This is a genomic window from Vibrio sp. B7, assembly GCF_963888765.1.
In the GTDB taxonomy this organism is placed as follows: domain Bacteria; phylum Pseudomonadota; class Gammaproteobacteria; order Enterobacterales; family Vibrionaceae; genus Vibrio; species Vibrio anguillarum.
Genome location: NZ_CAWPKR010000039.1, coordinates 56,377 through 74,125, shown reverse-complemented (window position 1 = coordinate 74,125; position 17,749 = coordinate 56,377). Strand labels below are relative to the sequence as shown.

Sequence of the window (17,749 nt, the reverse complement as noted above, 5' to 3'; positions counted from 1 at the left end):
ATTAGCCGCCTTGACGCTAGGTTGGTCACCCTTTGCATTGGCGTGAACCTAGTACACGCGTGAAGCTAGTGCTAACATACCTCTCGTTTGATATTTCATCTTCGTGAGCAAAGGACAAATCAATGATTTACAGCATGACCGCGTACGCGCGTAAAGAAGTTAAAGGTGATTGGGGTACTGCGGTATGGGAAATTCGCTCGGTAAACCAACGTTATCTTGAAACCTACTTCCGCCTGCCGGAACAATTTCGTGGTCTTGAGCCTGTACTGCGTGAACGCTTTCGCCAACGTTTAGCGCGCGGCAAAGTAGAATGTCACTTACGTTATGAAGCAAACCCTGCGGCTAAAAGTGAGCTGAATATCAATGAAGCACTCGCCAATCAAGTGATTAAAGCCGCCAACCAAGTAATGCACATGACAGGCGAGCTAAGCCGCATTAATCCGTTTCAAATCATGCAGTGGCCCGGCGTAATGGAAACGCCAGAACAAGACATGGACAGCATTAATAAAGCCTTATTAGCAGGCTTTGATGACGCAATCATTGAATTCATTGACGCACGTGGCCGTGAAGGTGACAACATGAAGGCGTTAATCGAACAACGCCTGACGGCGATCAGTGAAGAAGTGGTAAAAGTGCGCGCACGCATGCCAGAAATCCTGCAATGGCAACGTGAACGTCTATTGACTAAGTTTGAAGAAGCAAAGATTGAGCTTGATGCAACGCGCGTCGAGCAAGAGCTGATTTTACTTGCACAAAAATCAGACGTTGCCGAAGAGTTAGACCGCCTCGATTCGCATGTCAAAGAAGCACGTAATGTGCTCAAAAAAGGCGGCTCATGCGGCCGTAAGCTCGATTTCATGATGCAAGAATTTAACCGCGAATCGAACACGTTAGCCTCGAAATCAATCAGCACCGACATCACGGCCTCTGGCGTTGAACTTAAGGTTCTGATTGAGCAAATGAGAGAGCAGATCCAAAACATCGAATAAGGGTTTTTGAGTATCTCTAAGCTTACCAAGCCCCTGTAAATAGGGGCTTTTTTTTCAGGAAATTTCAGGTCTTTGCCTCTGTTTTCAACCAACTGGTGAGTAACTTTCCAGCACGAGAGAGAATACTATGACGAATTGTGCTTTACCCCAAAAGTCTCTTGATTTCAAATATCGATCCAATATTGCGTCCAGTTATGGCTGCTTTTTAAGAATTTCCGATCTTAAAGTTAACAATCAAAATTACTCGTGACGGACTTGAAACAATTGCGCTAACTCATTAATTAACCAAGTAGCGGCTAATAGATCTGCACTGCCGCCGGGGCTTAAGTGTTTTTCAATCATCGCGCTATCGAGCGCCGTAAGAGCTTGTTCAATTTCTTGATATAAAAAGCCGCCTTTGGCGAGCAGTTGCTGCGCTTGCGCTTGCACAAAATGCAGCCCTTCTAATCCACCGCGAGCAGCGAGGTTGCTGTCGTTATTGTTGGCCATCAACACCAATAAGGTATGCCACAAGGCTTGCTCGGTGCTGGCTCCTTTGGTTAAACAGGCTTGGTAGGCTGGCAGCGCATGTTGCATCACCATCGCAAGGCCAGAAGCGGCTTCACCGCGTGCGCCGGTTAAACCGTACCGACGATAAATTCGCTCGCCTGCCGTTTCGGGAGCCGATTCACGCTTCGCTTTTAGCTCATCAATAATCAAAAACTGGCAAGCTTGGCGAATGGTTTCGCCAATATGCTGCGCATCAATTTTGAGTTGATTGGCTTTGAGCCACCCCACAGAGCCGCAAATAAGCCCCAAGATAAAAATCATCCCTTTATGGGTGTTCACCCTTTGAGTGGCAGCAAACATGGCTTGCTCAGCTTCTATGCCAATCGGGCGCAAGGCGGTCAGCAACTGAGCGGCCGGATTTCCCGCGCTCTCCCAACCTGCACTGACAAAAGATTGCAGATAAGGCGCAATCGCCTCGGCACTGGCGATAAAAGTGTTGAGATCCATATCGCGGTGTGCGCCATTATTAGCAGTATCCACCAAACCCGGTTTAGGGGTGAGATGCACCTCTAACATCATGGCATGATAAGCCAGATGCCCCACTAAGCGAGGCAAGCTGAACGTTTTCGTGCCACTTGTGCCAGAGGCTTGGCTAGGCAGTTCAAGCAGAAGATCAAGCGCAGCAGGAATAGTCATGAACCATCTCCTCGATTTTAGCCAACAAAGCCTCAACACCGTGCTGCCGCGAGCGAGCACAGATCACCGCATCACGTTCACACAGCAAGCAGCGCCGTCTTGGCAACTGCGCACCTTGGCGCGAGATAATATGCCCATCGACATCAAGCACATCCAGATCCATCAGTCGCCCTAGCGGGTGCTCGCGTTCAATCTTCATCATGGCTTTTTTCAACATGCTGGCTGAAGGAGTCTGAATCACCACAAAGGCTTCCGGCCCCGTTTTTTCCACCAACAGCTGACAAGCCACTTGCCGCCAGCCCGTTTGCTGACACAGTTCTTGAATGGCACGCATACCTGCATCCATCACGGTTTGGCTGGCAGCGTTGAGCTTAACCGCGCCCGGCATGTTAACCGTGAAAGAAACCAGAGGCAGTGAATGGCGTTTTAGCCACTCACCTTGTTGCCGAACCCGCACTTCTTTACGCAGAAGTAGCTGGTCCAGACTGACTGAAAGATCAGGATGGTGACTCATAGGCTTTTTACCTGCTTGATAACATCAATGATCGAACCGTCACGGTAGTGAACAAAGGCAACGGTTTTGTCTTCAAATTGCAACGGCTGGGGTTTACCCGTCAGCAACTCCGCACGCTGTTGCAACGCTTCAATCTCGACAACGGGCAGTTGCGCCGCGATGAAACGCGCTTTCAGTTCGGGACGATTCGGGTTTACCGCGATACCTTGATCCGTCACCAACACATCGATGGTGGCTCCTGGGGTGATGACGTTAGTGACCTTCTCGACCACGGTCGGAATGCGGCCACGCACCAAAGGCGCCACAATAATCGATAAGTTTGCCGCCGCCGCCGCGTCACAATGACCGCCGGATGCGCCGCGAATTACCCCATCAGAGCCGGTGATCACGTTAACGTTAAACTGGGTATCAATTTCCAGCGCACTCAAGATAACCACATCCAGCCTATCCACCGCCGCCCCCTTCGAGCTTGGGTTGGCGTATTCGTTAGCAGAGATTTCGAGATGATGTGGATTGCGCGCTAACGAGCCCGCCGCCACCGAATCGAAACACTGCACATCGAGCAAGTAATCAATCAGTCCCTGTTCATGCATTTCCACCATAGTCGCAGTGATACCACCGAGAGCGAAAGAAGCGCGAATGTTTTGGCGCAACATCTTCTCTTTCAAAAAGCGCGCAACCGCGAGCGATGCACCGCCCGAACCGGTCTGCATTGAAAAACCATCATAGAAATAGCCTGAATGCTCGATGACTTCTGCAGCGCGTTTGGCAATCAGAAGCTCGCGTGGGTTGGTGGTCATGCGCGTGGCATCCCCACCGATTTTGCTTGGGTCGCCCACTTCCGCCACCTGCACAACCGCATCGACGCGGTCTTGAGTAATCGATGCAGGGAAATTCGGGAAACCGACGATGGCTTCAGTCAGCATCACCACTTTTTCAGCGTGTTCGGCATCGACTTTGGCATAGCCGAGTGAGCCGCAATTGGATTTGCCTTTAAAACCGTTGGCGTTGCCAAACTCATCGCAACAAGGTACGCCAATAAACGCCATGTCGATGTAGATCTCACCGCTTTGGATCAAATGCACACGACCACCGTGCGAGTGAATATGCACGGGCTCATCAAGCAGGCCGTTAGAAATGCTGTCGGCCAGCACTCCGCGGATCCCTGAGGTGTAAATCTTGCTCACTACGCCGTTTTTGATGTGTTCAATCAAAGGCGAGTGACAAGAGGTGAGCGAGCTTGAGGCGAGCGTGAGGTTTTTAATCCCCAATTCGGCAATCACCTCCATCACTAGGTTGACGGTTTTATCGCCGCCACGAAACGCATGGTGGAAAGAAATGGTCATGCCATCTTTTAAACCAAGATCGACAATCGCTTCACGGATCGAGCTTTTCACTTTGCGACTTTTTTTCGCTGACTCATCCAGCAAATGCGGCGTGATCGCGTGCGCTTGGGTGTAAGCCGTCAACGCGTAGCGTTCCACTTCCAGCACAGACAGAGGGTTATTTAATGTATTGATACTCATGAGATGACCTTTAGTGTTTGATGCCGGATTCAGCACGTTGCAGTGTCCAACGTGCGCGTTCGATGATGGGTCCATCAACCATTTTGCCGTTAAGGGAAACCACGCCCAGCCCTTTTTCTGCTGCTTCTTCAGCGGCTTCGATGACTGCGATGGCGTGATCGACCTCTTTTTGTGTTGGGGCAAACACGTTGTGCAGCAAGTCAATCTGGCGTGGGTTAATAAGAGACTTGCCATCAAAGCCAAGCTGCTTAATGTGCTCCGCTTCACGCAAAAATCCCTCTTCGTTATTGGCATCGGAATAGACGGTATCAAACGCCATGATCCCAGCAGCACGTGCCGCTTGCAGAATGGAGCAGCGCGCAAACAACAGCTCAATCCCTTCTGCTGAACGCTGCGTGCGCAGATCGCGTACATAGTCTTCCGCGCCAAGCGCAATCCCAATCAGGCGGCGTGAGCTAAAGGCAATCTCGACTGCGTTGTTAATGCCCTGCGCGCTTTCAATCGCGGCCAGCATGCGCGTGCTACCCACTTCACGTCCGCATTCACGCTCGATCTGTTCGATGACTTTTTCCATCTCAATTACATCGTTGGCGTTATCGGTTTTCGGCAGACGCACCACTTTGGCTCCGCCACGCACCACGGCATTAAGGTCTTTGATGCCGAATTCAGAATCGAGCGGATTGACCCGCACCACGGTTTCCATCTCTTGATACATAGGGTGTTGCAGCGCATGGAACACCAACATCCGCGCGGTGTCTTTTTCACGCAGCGCGACCGAGTCTTCCAGATCGAACATGATGGAGTCGGGTTGATAGATAAAGGTATTGCTGAGCATGGCGGCATTCGCGCCCGGCACAAATAACATACTGCGACGAAGTTTGGTCATGATAGTTGGCTCCACTCAATGTTCTGAACTTCACAAGCGCGCATCACCGCCGCCTGTACGCGCGCGCGGATCACACAATCCAGTGCGCCTTTGTCTTCGATGGTGACCAGCGCATCGTGCACTTGCATCGCGTCGAGGGTGTGCAGTACGACCTGACGAATCGCATGACCAAATTGCTGCTCGACGGTACTGTCTAACACCAGTTCAATACCGCCATCGTTATTGGGTTCAATCCGAACCTGAAGATCACTGGACTCCAGTGTTCCCGCAAAGGCGGGATGGGCAATTTTCATGGGTACAACCTTGTTAATGAGTTATTGGATAAAACAGTGTCAGCACTGCGATCATACCGCTAACAGTTGCGGTGCGGCCTGTAGCGAATGTTCCGCATAATTCTGACAAAGGTAGGAATAAGTCGTTTTCGGCACGAGATCGGCAATCGCGGCAACGCCAAATTGTTTGAGCAAGTAACGCACGCGCGATGCGGAGATCGGCTGCGAGGCTTGCTGACTGCGCTCAATTTCCACTACTTGGATCGGCGCACTGACATCGTGCGCTTCTTTTAGCCAGCGGCGCATGGCTTGGTTGTAGTTACGCGTCACCGTACAAATCGGCTCACTGCCGACAAAGCGGTGCGTAATGCCAAGGGCAGGTGCTATTGAATGGCGGAAAATACTTAAATCCAGCGCAGTATGGGATTGATTGACCACTTGCTGATCTTTAATAAAATAACTAGGGAAGGTCGCGCGCGAAATAATATAATCCGAGCCAGAATGAATAGTTAAATTCAATAAGTGTTTACTGCCTGCCTTAATCATGGCCATACGGTCAGCGTAAGAAAAATCTTTATTCTCTGCTTTTACCACAAATAAATGCACCCAATCACATTGTTCACAGGCTTGTTCAATTAAATATTGATGACCTAAGGTAAATGGATTGGCATTCATCACAATACTGCCAATTTTACGCCCAGACATTTTTAATAACTGCAACTGTTTGCAATAAACCGCAAGACGATTTGGGCTATTTTCTAATAAAGCAATATGCGGTTCGACTTTATCGACTAAGAAAAAACCGCACTGTCGGAATAAATCTACATTGGTCGGCTTAGTGAATAGAAATAGTGAAAAACACCCTATTTCATAAGCGAAGTTGGTTAATTCGGTCATCAATTTGAGCGCAAAACCGGTCCCTTGCAGCGCAGGAGAAACCGCGATGGACTTCAACACATGCCCCGCAATTCCACCGCAAGCGATGATTTGGTTTGTACTGTAAGCCACCACAAAATGCTCAACATCCTCATCAACCGTGAGCTGATGCTGGCAGAGAAACTCTTTGATCTGCAAGAGCTTGGTTTTATTCTTGCTTGAAACTCGCGAGAAGGTGTAAATATCTACCATGGTCGGCTTCCTCACCTATTTTTTCTGACTTTATTATCTAAATTAAGCCGCAAAGGTTTAATGAGGGTAATCACTTTATTTCCCGTGGTTAACGCTCTTTATGGTTTTAATGAATTTAATTTTTATATCTTTAATTTTAAATTCTATTTATCTATCTAAAATTTAAATCATAAAAACCATTGAGATTTTTAAAGCCACTGGTTTGAATGACTATTTTCACAATTATCACTGACTATTTTATTTAATGTAGTAAAGGTCTTAATAACCTCATTGGACATAAAAACATGAACGAAAAAACCCTATATTTAGATAAAAAGTCCGCAGGTGGATTGAATCTAAGCCAGATAAAAATATTTGGCACTCCACTCCCTTTATTTTTATTTTTACTGATCACTGTATTAGCCGCCCATATTACTGACACTTTACCTAGCGGTCTGGTCGGTGGTTTTTCTTTTATGTTTGTCATCGGCGCGATATTTGGCGAAGTTGGCAAACGCCTACCTATTTTTAATAAATACATCGGCGGTGCACCGGTAATGATTTTCTTGGTTGCTGCTTGGTTCGTCCACATGGGCTGGCTCAGCGACCGTGAAATAAAAACCGTGACCGAAGTGATGGATAAGAGCAAGTTCTTGGATCTGTTCATCGCAGTACTCATTACTGGCTCCATTTTGGCGGTCAACCGTAAACTACTGATCCGCTCTCTAGCCGGTTACATTCCAACCATTCTGGCTGCGGTTGCCGGTGCGGCGATATTTGGTATCGCTATCGGCCTCGTATTTGGTATCACCCCTGATCGCATCATGATGCTGTATGTGCTGCCGATTATGGGCGGTGGTAATGGCGCAGGTGCAATTCCACTTTCCGAGATATATGAATCGGTCACTGGTGGTTCAAAAGAACAATACTACTCAGTAGCGGTCGCCATTTTAACTATCGCTAATATAGTGGCTATCATCGTAGCTGCTGCTCTGAACATTATTGGTGAAAAGATCCCATTATTAACTGGCAATGGCGAGCTAGTACGCAGATCAAAACTAGACGTCAATGAAGAAGCCCAAAATCTTAATATCACTCACCGTGAAATTGCGATTGGTTTAATGCTGGCCGCATGTGTGTACACCTTCTCTTACGCTTTATCGAAAGAAATTCTGCCCGGTTTTGGCTCGATTCAGATTCACACTTTTGCTTACATGGTGGTGATCATCGCCATCCTTAACGCGGCGGGTTTGTGCAGTGATGAAATCAAAGAGGGCGCGAAACGCCTGTCGAATTTCTTCTCAAAACAGATGCTGTGGCTATTGATGGTCGGCGTTGGTATTGCTTACACCGATCTGGCGGAAATCATCAATGCCTTAACCTTTACTAACGTGATTATTGCCACTGTTATTGTACTTGGGGCGACTTTGGGTGCTGCTTTAGGTGGTTGGGCGATGGGCTTCTATCCTATTGAATCCTCTATCACCGCAGGTCTGTGTATGGCTAATCGCGGCGGTTCTGGTGACCTTGAAGTGCTCGCGGCCTCTAACCGTATGAATTTGCTCTCTTACGCACAAATCTCTTCACGTCTGGGTGGCGGCATTGTGCTCGTTATCGCCAGCGTGGTGTTCGGTATGTTTGTTTAACTCTTTAACCCTTGCTCCTTGGGATTATTTGGCGCGCCTAGCGCGCCTCTTTTTTCTCCCTATTTTCAACCCTGTTTTTATCACTGGAAGTGACTATGCAATCAACCTCACTATTCCTCGAAGGGATTAATTTGCTGACCCTGGGGATGGGCTTTGTGTTCATCTTTTTGATTTTCTTAGTATTTGCAACTCGCACCATGTCGTACTTGGTTGTACGTTTTGCCCCGCCTCAAGTACCAACCAAAACGGGCAATAAAAAAACACCAGCCAATAAGGCTAAATCCAAACAAAACCAAGGTGAGTTGCTCGCGGTGCTCACTGCAGCTATCCATCACCATAAAGCACAACAAAAATTATCTTAGTGAAGGAGAAATAACAGATGACTCAGGCGATTAAACGCGTAGGTGTAACAGATGTCGTATTACGCGACGCTCACCAATCTCTTTTTGCCACTCGCTTACGGATTGACGACATGCTGCCGATTGCGCAGCAATTAGATCAGATCGGCTATTGGTCTTTGGAATGTTGGGGAGGCGCGACTTTTGACAGTTGCATCCGCTTTTTAGGCGAAGACCCATGGCAACGCCTACGCTTGCTCAAACAAGCCATGCCCAATACGCCACTGCAAATGCTACTGCGCGGACAAAACCTACTCGGCTATCGTCACTATGCTGATGATGTAGTGGATACCTTTGTCGAGCGCGCAGTGAAAAATGGCATGGATGTGTTTCGCGTATTCGATGCGATGAATGATGTGCGTAACATGCAACAAGCTCTACAAGCGGTGAAAAAGATGGGCGCACATGCGCAAGGCACGCTCTGTTACACCACAAGCCCAGTGCACAATTTACAAACTTGGGTCGACATAGCGCAGCAACTGTCGGAGCTGGGTGTCGATTCTATTGCCCTTAAAGATATGGCCGGCATTTTAACCCCGTATTCTGCCGAAGAGTTAATCTCAACCCTGAAAAGACAAGTGGATGTCGAATTACATCTGCACTGCCACTCTACTGCTGGCCTTGCCGATATGACCTTACTCAAAGCGATTGAAGCGGGCGTTGATCGGGTCGATACCGCGATTTCCAGCATGAGTGGCACTTATGGTCATCCAGCGACGGAATCTCTGGTCGCCACCTTGCAAGGCACGGGCTACGACACCGGGTTGGATATCGCTAAGCTCGAAAATATTGCGACCTATTTCCGCGATGTACGCAAAAAATACCACGCCTTTGAAGGCATGATGAAAGGCAGTGATGCACGTATTTTGGTGGCGCAAGTCCCGGGCGGTATGCTGACCAACATGGAAAGCCAACTCAAACAGCAAAACGCACTGGATAAACTCGATTTAGTGCTCGAAGAGATCCCGCGTGTACGTGAAGAGCTTGGCTTTTTGCCACTAGTGACTCCGACGTCACAAATCGTGGGTACACAAGCGGTGATCAACGTCGTAATGGGTGAGCGTTACAAAACCATCACCAAAGAAACCAGCGGAGTACTGAAAGGTGAATACGGTAAAACACCTGCGCCGGTCAACGTGCAGTTGCAAGCTCGAGTATTAGCAGGTGCTGAGCCCATAACCTGCCGCCCCGCTGATTTGATTACTGCTGAAATGCCAACCTTGCAAGACCGCGTATTGCAGCAAGCTAAAGAGCAACACATCACTCTCGCCAAGAATGCGATTGATGATGTGCTGACCATTGCGCTGTTCGATCAAGTGGGTTGGAAGTTCCTCGCGAATCGCCATAACCCAGAAGCATTTGAACCCGCACCACAAGCAGCAAAAACTGGTGACGCCTCTCAAATGCCTGCGGCAAAAGCCAAAGCCGCGTCAGTGGAAAGTCAGTCCGTCGCAAGTAACGGTGTCTACACCATTACCGTCAACAACCAAAGCTATGTGGTGAAGGTAGATGAAGGCGGCGAGCTGACACATGTCGCGCCAGCAGCATCGGCCAATAACGCACCAGTACCGAGTGCAGCAGAAGGTGAAAACCTCGCAGCACCCCTTTCTGGCAATATCTGGAAAATTCATGCGGCAGCAGGTGATGAAGTGGCTGAAGGCGATGTCTTGCTGATCTTAGAAGCGATGAAGATGGAAACTGAAATCCGCGCACCACGTGCCGGAGTGATCAGTGTCATTGAAGTCAATGAAGGCGATGCAGTACAAGTCGGCGACGCCTTGCTAGTACTAGCATAATCAGGGACAAAAATAATGGAAAACGTTTTAGCTATGGTGCGTGATTTTGGCCTATTCCACCTCCAGTGGGGGCAAGCCATCATGATCCTTGTCGGTTTAACGCTGCTCTATCTGGCTATTTTTAAACGCTTTGAGCCTTTGCTACTAGTGCCTATTGGGTTTGGTGGCATTCTCTCTAATCTGCCTGATGCAGGGCTTGCCATGTCGGCGATAGAAAATGCCTTGTATGCCGCCAAACCGGAAGTGATGACGGCCTTTTCAAAAGTACTACAACTTAGCTCGTACATGCCTTTGGACATTAAGCAAGCATTGAGTAGCGCAACGCCACTACAAATGACCACCTTGCACTTGCTGGCCGAGCAGTATCAGTACAGCGATGGTATGCTTTATCTGTTCTATAGTCTGGCTATCGCTTCCGGAGTTGGGCCTCTACTCATTTTTATGGGCGTAGGGGCAATGACGGATTTTGGTCCACTGCTGGCTAACCCCAAAACCCTGCTGCTCGGTGCGGCGGCTCAGTTTGGTATTTTCACTACCGTACTGGGTGCATTGGCATTAAGCAGTTTAGGGGTAATGGATTTTAGCGTGGCGCAAGCTGCGGCGATTGGCATCATAGGTGGTGCGGATGGCCCTACGGCAATTTACGTCTCGAGCATGCTCGCACCTGAATTGTTGGGGGCAATTGCGGTCGCAGCCTACTCTTACATGGCGTTAGTGCCTATGATTCAGCCGCCGATAATGCGTGCGCTGACCACGCAAGAAGAACGCAAAATTCAGATGCATCAACTACGCCAGGTACACAAGCTAGAAAAAATTGGCTTTCCACTGCTGTTACTGATTTTGATTGCGCTCTTACTGCCTTCTGCAACGCCACTGCTCGGTATGTTCTGCTTTGGCAACTTGATGCGTGAGTGTGGTGTGGTGGAGCGTTTATCCGACACAGCGCAAAACGCACTGATTAACATAGTGACTATTTTCCTTGGCCTATCAGTCGGTTCGAAACTGATGGCGGATAAATTCCTCCAGCCACAAACTATCGGCATTTTGGTGCTCGGTATTGTTGCGTTTTGTGTCGGTACTGCCGCAGGGGTTTTGATGGCTAAACTGATGAACCGTTTCTCCACCACCAAACTCAACCCACTGATTGGTTCAGCCGGAGTTTCTGCCGTGCCGATGGCGGCACGCGTCTCCAACAAGGTCGGGCTAGAAGCCAACGCGCAGAATTTTTTGCTGATGCATGCCATGGGACCAAACGTCGCTGGGGTCATTGGCTCTGCAGTAGCGGCAGGAGTCATGATCAAATATGTGATGGGATAGACATTATTGATTGGTGTTTCTTAGACTCCAATCAATAAGCCTCACTTATAGCAAGGATAGACTCGCCGGCATGAAAATATCACTAGCCCACTTTTTACACACCAAAGTCTGCCAGACTCTTTCGTTTCAGCAAAGGGTCGGTGCACTACTGGTTGCTATGGTAGTGATCCAGCTTTTGCTGGTAGCCGGCTTTTTCCATCAAACTCTTAGTGAAACCCTACAAGATCAGATCAGCACTAAGGCTCTGATTCAAGCGCGTGAGATTGCGACTGACCCCAATTTAATTGCCCTAATCCAACAAAATCGTCTCACCGAAGTACAGACTAAAATCGATCGCCTACAACGCATTTCAGATGCCAACTTTATTGTGATTGGCGATGCCAATGGTATTCGCATTGCCCATCCAGATGAGCGAAAAATTGGTTTACCCATGCAAGGCGGTGACAGCAGTCGAGCGTTAAAAGAGGGCGAATATTACACCTCAACCCAAAAAGGCAGCCTAGGCTGGGCAATTCGCGGTAAGGCTGCGGTTGTCTCACCTTCCGGACAGGTTCTGGGTGTGGTTTCTGTGGGCTATTTACTCGATCATATCAGTGATTGGCTACGCATTTACTCCTATCCAATGCTCAGTACTGTGGCCCTACTCATGCTGCTTTCTGGATTGAGCGCTTGGCTGTTTACCCGCCATATCAAGCAACAGATGTTCAATATGGAGCCGGAAGAGATCGCCATGAACCTCAACCTGCAGCAATCCATTCTACAAAGTGTGTATGAAGGAATAGTTGCGATTAGCTTGAAAGGTGAAATCCTTTCTGTGAACTCTAAGGCACTTAATATTCTTGGCATTGCCCACCAACCGAATCATCTAATTGGACGTAATGTTCAAGAGTTCATCACTCCGACTTACTTTTTCATGGGTGCTAGTCCGTTTGGTCAGTTAGCACAGCAAAACAGCACCAGCCAGCAAGATGAACTGATTAGCTGTAATGGTGAAACCTTGGTGGCGAACCGTGTGCCAATCAATTCAGGGCAACAGCAAATTGGTTGGGTGGTGAGTTTTCGTCGCCGCAACGACTTCAATACGCTGACTTCCCAGCTTAGCCAGATCCGTCAGCACAACGATAACCTACGCGTAATGAGTCACGAGTTTGCTAACCGACTATCCACCATCGGCGGCTTAATTCAAATCGGCGCATACGATGAAGCCGTCAAAACCATTCGCCGCGAAACCGCCGAGCAGCAGCAACTGATCGATTTCATCTCCCAGACCTTTCATCCCAAAGTGATCGCAGGATTACTGCTCGGTAAATACAGCCGTGCCAAAGAGCTAGGGCTGTGCTTGGAGTTCGACCCGATGTCACATCTACATCAAGAGCCGCAATGCATGACGTCAGATGAGCTGGCGGCAGTGCTCGGTAACCTACTGGATAACGCATTTGAAGCGACGCTAAAAAACCCAAACAACAATAAAACCATATCGCTGCTGCTGACCGATAACGGTGAAGAGTTGGTGATTGAAGTGGCAGATAATGGCAATGGCATTCCTGCCGACATTGCCCAAACCTTGTTTCTCAAGGGAGTGAGTAGCAAAAACCAGCAAGGACACGGTATTGGACTTTACCTTGTTCATCGATTTGTCACTCAGGCTCATGGTTCGATACTTATCGACAGTGCAGAGCCGCAAGGGACTATTTTTTCTATTTTTATTCCCAATCGACCCAAAACACTTGTGGCGGAAAACCACTTACCACTAGCTGAAGGGCATAATAAGAGCTGATTATGATGGAATTAATCGACGTATTGATCGTAGAGGATGAAACGAGCATTGCTGATGTGCACAGCTTTTATCTCAAACAAACTACCCGCTTTCGCCCTGTTGGCGTGGCACAAAGTATTAATGAAGCACGTAACATGGTGCGCATTCTCAAGCCTAAACTGATTTTTTTAGATAACTACCTACCCGATGGTCGTGGCATAGAGTTTTTAAAGGAGCTAACTCATCAACCGCAAGCACCAGATGTGATTTTTATCACTGCCGCTTCCGATATGGAGACAGTACGCGAAGCCGTTCGCTGCGGAGTATTTGATTACTTGTTAAAACCAATTGCCTATGATCGAGTGCAAAACTCGCTGGAGCGTTATCTAAAATACACTAGCTCGCTGCGCGCTAATGACAGCGTCAATCAGCGCCACGTTGATGAACTGTTTAATTTTCAGGCTAAAACTGAGCAACTCGATAGTTTACCCAAAGGGATAGATGAACTTACTTTGATCAAAATCCAAGAGATTTATCACCATGAACCACAAACCGCGTACACCGCAGAGTTGTTAGGACAAGCGATTGGGATCAGCAAAACCACCGCCAGACGTTATCTTGAATATTGTGTGGCCAGTGGTTTTCTGGAAGCTTGTATCCAGCATGGTCGGGTAGGTCGTCCTGAGCGGCTTTACCAAAAACGCTAACTACCGCTTTGATTTATAAAGTGTAATGGAAGGGGAGCACTTCGGTACTCTCCCCTATTTCCAGCACCCCTTCTAAGTTGTCGCTATGACACTGACAAAGTGGGATCACAAACACCCCTTCCTCATCTTTATCGCATTTTACCAACATCGCCTGAGAAGACGGTGCTAAACAGTTAATCTCGGAACAAAACGCCTGACTTTCACGGCTAAAATGTTGCCAATACGCCAACCAATTTTCTCGCGCTTGAGCAGAAGCCAAATCTCTAGAAACCTTTCTAACTAACATCGCATCACCACTGTGGCTATTGAGTCGCTCTATTACAATGGATTTCGACTCGCCTGAGCATGAAGTAATTCAAAGTTCGCCGTAACGGAAAAAATCTTATTGGTTTTTATGTATTTATATAGCGATGAACGTTGAAGTAGTCACGTTGTAATGGCGTGGAGGGTAACTGGTTGCCTGGCCGCAAAATAGGAGCTGGGAATGACCAAATTTTCATTAAGTAAAATTAAATATTGTTATGTTTAATACCAGCATTCATAAAAAATCAAAAATATCGCATGAGGTTCTCTATTTCAGCTTCGGCGATTCAGATTAAGTTGATGACGATGGATAAAAACACGGAAGGCACCATGGCCTTCCGTTATCTAGTTAACTCACAAAGTAACCATGCAGGCTACTTACTGACACTGATCATTTCGTTGAAGTACTCGACTTGCTGTTCCATGCTCAGACTTTGATTATTTGAACCCAACGCCCAGATAAAGAAACCACCGTAACCATTCTCTTTTTGCCACTTGGCACGGTTGAGGTTGTTTTCACGGCTCTCCACAAAATTGCCGTTTGGCCCCCACTGGCTATTGATCGTATTGCCCAAAACAATTTTCGACTTATCTCCAATGTATTGAGCGTAATTGGCCATCGCGACATCGTAGAGGAAGTTTTGGCCGGCGTCATAGGTCATGACGTTGAAGAAATCGAAATCGTTCTTGGTTGCTTGTAACAGATCGATCACTTCACCATGGTGAGACGAGCGACCTGATGGCTCAACGTAAGAACAATTTTCAAACACACTTGAATCCATGCATGCCACAGGATCAGCACCGACATGGTATGTGGTCAGCGACAACACTTTATTGTCTCCCACTTTTTGGCGTATCAGTTTAATCAATGCGGTTAGGTCTTGGTTCTCTTTATCGGTAATGCGCGCTGCTTTCTCGAAGTCGAAGTCAAGACCATCGATTTGCACATAACCCGCTAATTGGTACTTGCTGTAATCACATTGGCCATCACCCCCCGCCGCAAGGCAGTCACCCACCACCTCTTCTGGTTTTAGGTTCTTCTTATAGACAGGGAAGGGTTTGTTGACCAATTCAACGAGGCCATTGGCCACCGCCTCCCGATTTACATCGCTACCAATCGCAGACCAAATACTTTCATAAGTTTGACCACCAAACGCGACCATCATGGTGACATTGCTATTATCGTGTTTTAAGGTTGACCACGCTAAGTACTGAGATGGCATCCAATCTGGGTTGTAACTTGGTGGGGTTACCATGTCATCAGAAATCGTAATGTTACCGCTAGCATCCCATTTACCAAACGATAATAAATAACCGTCACCTTCAGAATTAAACAGTTTTTCATAATCGCTTAATCCCCAAGAAGTGAGATAACTAATGGCACGGTCTGGGTTATCGGCAAGGCCACCACCACCGGTACTCGCTTTCACTGTAATATTGGATGGGGCTGACATTTGCTCTTGATTGGCACTGTTGAGCGCCTTTGCGTAAATAGCGTAGTTACCTGCTTGCGCTCCAATCCACTCATATTCATAAGGTGCTTCGGTGTCTTGATTCAGCACCTTGCCGTTGGCAATAAACGTCACGGACGTCACCTCACCTTCATAGCTCTTAGCATCCGCTTTGATTGAGATCGCTCGGCCTTCAAAGAAGCTTGAACCGTCTACAGGGGAAGAGAGTGACACCAGCAGATCTTTATCAGTAATGGCAATCGAAATCGGTGCAGTTTGAGCACTTGCGCCTTGATCGTCATACGCGGCAACCGTGAGAGTGTATTGTCCTTCAACTTGAGCAGGCACAGTGATGGTATAGAGATCGCCCGAAGAAGAGGTGGATGTTGCAACGACTTCGCCATTCAATTGAACATCGACACGCGCCACTTGGGTATCGTCGGTCGCCTCAACGACCACCTCAAATGGCTGATTAGGTGCTATTTTTTGTCCATTTTCTGGCGATTGAACATGCACTTCAGGAACAGGGTTAGGATCGCACTCACCAACGTCATTCCATGCATCTTTCCATGCATCTGGATAATTTGGATGCCCAGTACCCGGTGTCCATACTGGGTTACCACACCAACCTGCGATTTTACATGCGTAGATATGGCCAATATTGGTTACCTCATCTCCCACTTGATAGCTCACGCCATCTTGGTACTGAGCAACGTCACCGCAACTACCACTCACATCAGTAACCGTAATCGTCAGATTTTTTTGTGTTACATGCCGTTCATCATCTTGCGCTTCAACACGTAATGCAGCGCTTCCGGCCGTTTGAGGGGTCCAGTCACAAGAGAACACTTGCTCTGTTTTGGCATCGATACTGCAAACTTCGGTGTCATTAGCAAAAAATTTAACGGTAGCCAGATCATTATCAGCATCGGTCACTTCAGCAGAGATCGTCAAACTTGTGCCTTGTGGGTGGGATGATCCCGCTTCTGGGGAAATGAACTCAACGACCGGAGGATTAGGCGCCGTCGATTCTGACTCGACAGAAACAGGCACGCTTTGCTCAGAGAGCTTATCGCCTTCCTCATTGAACGCGATAACTGAAATGGAAGCGGCTCCTATTTCTTTCGGTTGCCACACTTGCTGATACTCGGTGACACCTTGCTTCAATGGTTGTTGAGCAATTTTGTCTTGGTTAGCCCAAAACTCAAGCTTACCGGCACTCTCACCATCAATACGAGCCATAATGCTAACGTCTGTGCCCGTGTATACCACTGAATTTGGCGCTGGAGAGAGAATATCTAGCGAAAAATCGGGCGGTGGTGTGATGCCCCCTTCCATTTTCACAATAACAGAATCTTCAAAAGCACTCAGGTTTTCCAATGAACCAGCAAAAGCTATCGTCAAGGAGAGTGATTCTGAGGAATTCAGAACACTGTCAACCCAAGCACCTTCAGGGAATTTGAGCGCCACTGAATGGAGAATACCGCCCGCTTGAGCGGTATGAGATAGATTCCACGTAGGATGAGATAGCGCCGATGATTGCCAACCTATATCGTTAATCGCAACGGGTAATACAAATTCGATTACCGCATCGCGCATATCCGCTGACTCTGCTCCTGTATTTTTAATCGCTAAGGTGTAAGTGCTCCACCACTGCCCCTCTGACTCAGCTACCGCATCCGCCCTAAACTCAACAGCAATAGCCTGAGATATTGGGTTTAGCAATAGACCCGAAAAAAGCATGGTTAGGCCTAAGACCCGGTAATAGTTTTTGTCGGCCATTGAGACTGACGTGTTTTTTTGATTAAACATTATTTTATACCCTCATATTAAATTTATAATATTCAGTATATTTATTAGCACCACCGTTAATAATTAACATCAACAATTTTCGCT

General features: G+C 47.8%; 14 protein-coding genes and 1 pseudogene. 7 read left to right on the top strand and 8 right to left on the bottom strand.

The window, feature by feature from the left end; genetic code table 11:
• Positions 1–122: 122 nt before the first annotated feature.
• The gene (locus AACV32_RS16245; protein ID WP_013855720.1) at positions 123–989 is read left to right on the top strand and encodes a YicC/YloC family endoribonuclease; all 867 of its coding nucleotides are present in this window, start codon (positions 123–125) and stop codon (positions 987–989) included.
• Positions 990–1,229: 240 nt separating this feature from the next.
• On the opposite strand, the gene citG is transcribed toward AACV32_RS16245, so the two are convergent.
• Genes citG through citC form a run of 6 tightly spaced genes read right to left on the bottom strand, consistent with a single transcriptional unit; the run spans position 1,230 to position 6,500 of the window.
• Positions 1,230–2,174, bottom strand: coding sequence for a triphosphoribosyl-dephospho-CoA synthase CitG (gene citG / locus AACV32_RS16240; protein ID WP_170895478.1), 945 nt, complete (start codon positions 2,172–2,174; stop codon positions 1,230–1,232).
• Entirely contained in the window at positions 2,152–2,688 is a 537-nt protein-coding gene (gene citX / locus AACV32_RS16235; protein WP_094123284.1) for a citrate lyase holo-[acyl-carrier protein] synthase, read from the bottom strand. Before citX ends, citG begins: the two co-directional genes overlap by 23 nt.
• Positions 2,685–4,214: a citrate lyase subunit alpha gene (gene citF, locus AACV32_RS16230; RefSeq protein WP_170895479.1), complete on the bottom strand. Its 1,530-nt coding sequence runs from the start codon at positions 4,212–4,214 to the stop codon at positions 2,685–2,687. The genes citX and citF overlap by 4 nt, the downstream gene beginning before the upstream one ends.
• 10 nt (positions 4,215–4,224) lie before the next feature.
• Positions 4,225–5,100 carry a citrate (pro-3S)-lyase subunit beta gene (citE, locus tag AACV32_RS16225; RefSeq protein ID WP_026028738.1) on the bottom strand — a complete coding sequence of 292 codons (876 nt, stop codon included), beginning with the start codon at positions 5,098–5,100 and terminating at the stop codon, positions 4,225–4,227.
• On the bottom strand, positions 5,097–5,393 hold the full coding sequence (gene citD, locus AACV32_RS16220) for a citrate lyase acyl carrier protein (protein WP_017050622.1): 297 nt from the start codon (positions 5,391–5,393) through the stop codon (positions 5,097–5,099). The genes citE and citD overlap by 4 nt, the downstream gene beginning before the upstream one ends.
• Before the next feature lie 51 nt (positions 5,394–5,444).
• The gene (gene citC / locus AACV32_RS16215; RefSeq protein WP_170895480.1) at positions 5,445–6,500 is read right to left on the bottom strand and encodes a [citrate (pro-3S)-lyase] ligase; all 1,056 of its coding nucleotides are present in this window, start codon (positions 6,498–6,500) and stop codon (positions 5,445–5,447) included.
• A gap of 284 nt (positions 6,501–6,784) precedes the next feature.
• Between citC and citS the strand changes: the two genes are divergently transcribed.
• From citS to AACV32_RS16185, 6 genes and pseudogenes are all read left to right on the top strand, one after another.
• Positions 6,785–8,125 (top strand): citrate/sodium symporter CitS, encoded by a 1,341-nt coding sequence (gene citS / locus AACV32_RS16210; protein ID WP_017050620.1) that lies wholly within the window; start codon positions 6,785–6,787, stop codon positions 8,123–8,125.
• Positions 8,118–8,487 (top strand): annotated as a pseudogene (locus AACV32_RS16205) (OadG family protein). Before citS ends, AACV32_RS16205 begins: the two are co-directional and overlap by 8 nt.
• Positions 8,488–8,504: 17 nt before the next feature.
• On the top strand, positions 8,505–10,319 hold the full coding sequence (gene oadA / locus AACV32_RS16200; protein ID WP_017050619.1) for a sodium-extruding oxaloacetate decarboxylase subunit alpha: 1,815 nt from the start codon (positions 8,505–8,507) through the stop codon (positions 10,317–10,319).
• Between the two features lie 15 nt (positions 10,320–10,334).
• Positions 10,335–11,636 carry a sodium ion-translocating decarboxylase subunit beta gene (locus AACV32_RS16195; RefSeq protein ID WP_017048250.1) on the top strand — a complete coding sequence of 434 codons (1,302 nt, stop codon included), beginning with the start codon at positions 10,335–10,337 and terminating at the stop codon, positions 11,634–11,636.
• Between the two features lie 70 nt (positions 11,637–11,706).
• On the top strand, positions 11,707–13,413 hold the full coding sequence (locus tag AACV32_RS16190) for an ATP-binding protein (RefSeq protein ID WP_156117094.1): 1,707 nt from the start codon (positions 11,707–11,709) through the stop codon (positions 13,411–13,413).
• Between the two features lie 2 nt (positions 13,414–13,415).
• Positions 13,416–14,099 carry a response regulator gene (locus AACV32_RS16185; RefSeq protein ID WP_017048248.1) on the top strand — a complete coding sequence of 228 codons (684 nt, stop codon included), beginning with the start codon at positions 13,416–13,418 and terminating at the stop codon, positions 14,097–14,099.
• A 13-nt stretch (positions 14,100–14,112) separates the two neighbouring features.
• Here the strand turns inward: AACV32_RS16185 and AACV32_RS16180 are convergent, their stop codons facing one another.
• Both AACV32_RS16180 and AACV32_RS16175 read right to left on the bottom strand, forming a co-directional pair.
• Positions 14,113–14,385: a hypothetical protein gene (locus AACV32_RS16180; RefSeq protein WP_017048247.1), complete on the bottom strand. Its 273-nt coding sequence runs from the start codon at positions 14,383–14,385 to the stop codon at positions 14,113–14,115.
• Between the two features lie 391 nt (positions 14,386–14,776).
• Positions 14,777–17,665 (bottom strand): Ig-like domain-containing protein, encoded by a 2,889-nt coding sequence (locus tag AACV32_RS16175; protein WP_170895482.1) that lies wholly within the window; start codon positions 17,663–17,665, stop codon positions 14,777–14,779.
• Positions 17,666–17,749: the final 84 nt, after the last annotated feature.

Excerpts from the sequence above, each read along its gene's own strand:
- AACV32_RS16185 (WP_017048248.1), top strand. The coding sequence starts at position 13,416 with ATGATGGAATTAATCGACGTATTGATCGTAGAGGATGAAACGAGCATT.
- AACV32_RS16180 (WP_017048247.1), bottom strand. The coding sequence starts at position 14,385 with ATGTTAGTTAGAAAGGTTTCTAGAGATTTGGCTTCTGCTCAAGCGCGA.
- citX (WP_094123284.1), bottom strand. The coding sequence starts at position 2,688 with ATGAGTCACCATCCTGATCTTTCAGTCAGTCTGGACCAGCTACTTCTG.
- AACV32_RS16190 (WP_156117094.1), top strand. The coding sequence starts at position 11,707 with ATGAAAATATCACTAGCCCACTTTTTACACACCAAAGTCTGCCAGACT.
- citC (WP_170895480.1), bottom strand. The coding sequence starts at position 6,500 with ATGGTAGATATTTACACCTTCTCGCGAGTTTCAAGCAAGAATAAAACC.
- citD (WP_017050622.1), bottom strand. The coding sequence starts at position 5,393 with ATGAAAATTGCCCATCCCGCCTTTGCGGGAACACTGGAGTCCAGTGAT.
- AACV32_RS16195 (WP_017048250.1), top strand. The coding sequence starts at position 10,335 with ATGGAAAACGTTTTAGCTATGGTGCGTGATTTTGGCCTATTCCACCTC.
- AACV32_RS16175 (WP_170895482.1), bottom strand. The coding sequence starts at position 17,665 with ATGTTTAATCAAAAAAACACGTCAGTCTCAATGGCCGACAAAAACTAT.
- citE (WP_026028738.1), bottom strand. The coding sequence starts at position 5,100 with ATGACCAAACTTCGTCGCAGTATGTTATTTGTGCCGGGCGCGAATGCC.
- oadA (WP_017050619.1), top strand. The coding sequence starts at position 8,505 with ATGACTCAGGCGATTAAACGCGTAGGTGTAACAGATGTCGTATTACGC.
- AACV32_RS16245 (WP_013855720.1), top strand. The coding sequence starts at position 123 with ATGATTTACAGCATGACCGCGTACGCGCGTAAAGAAGTTAAAGGTGAT.
- citF (WP_170895479.1), bottom strand. The coding sequence starts at position 4,214 with ATGAGTATCAATACATTAAATAACCCTCTGTCTGTGCTGGAAGTGGAA.
- citS (WP_017050620.1), top strand. The coding sequence starts at position 6,785 with ATGAACGAAAAAACCCTATATTTAGATAAAAAGTCCGCAGGTGGATTG.
- citG (WP_170895478.1), bottom strand. The coding sequence starts at position 2,174 with ATGACTATTCCTGCTGCGCTTGATCTTCTGCTTGAACTGCCTAGCCAA.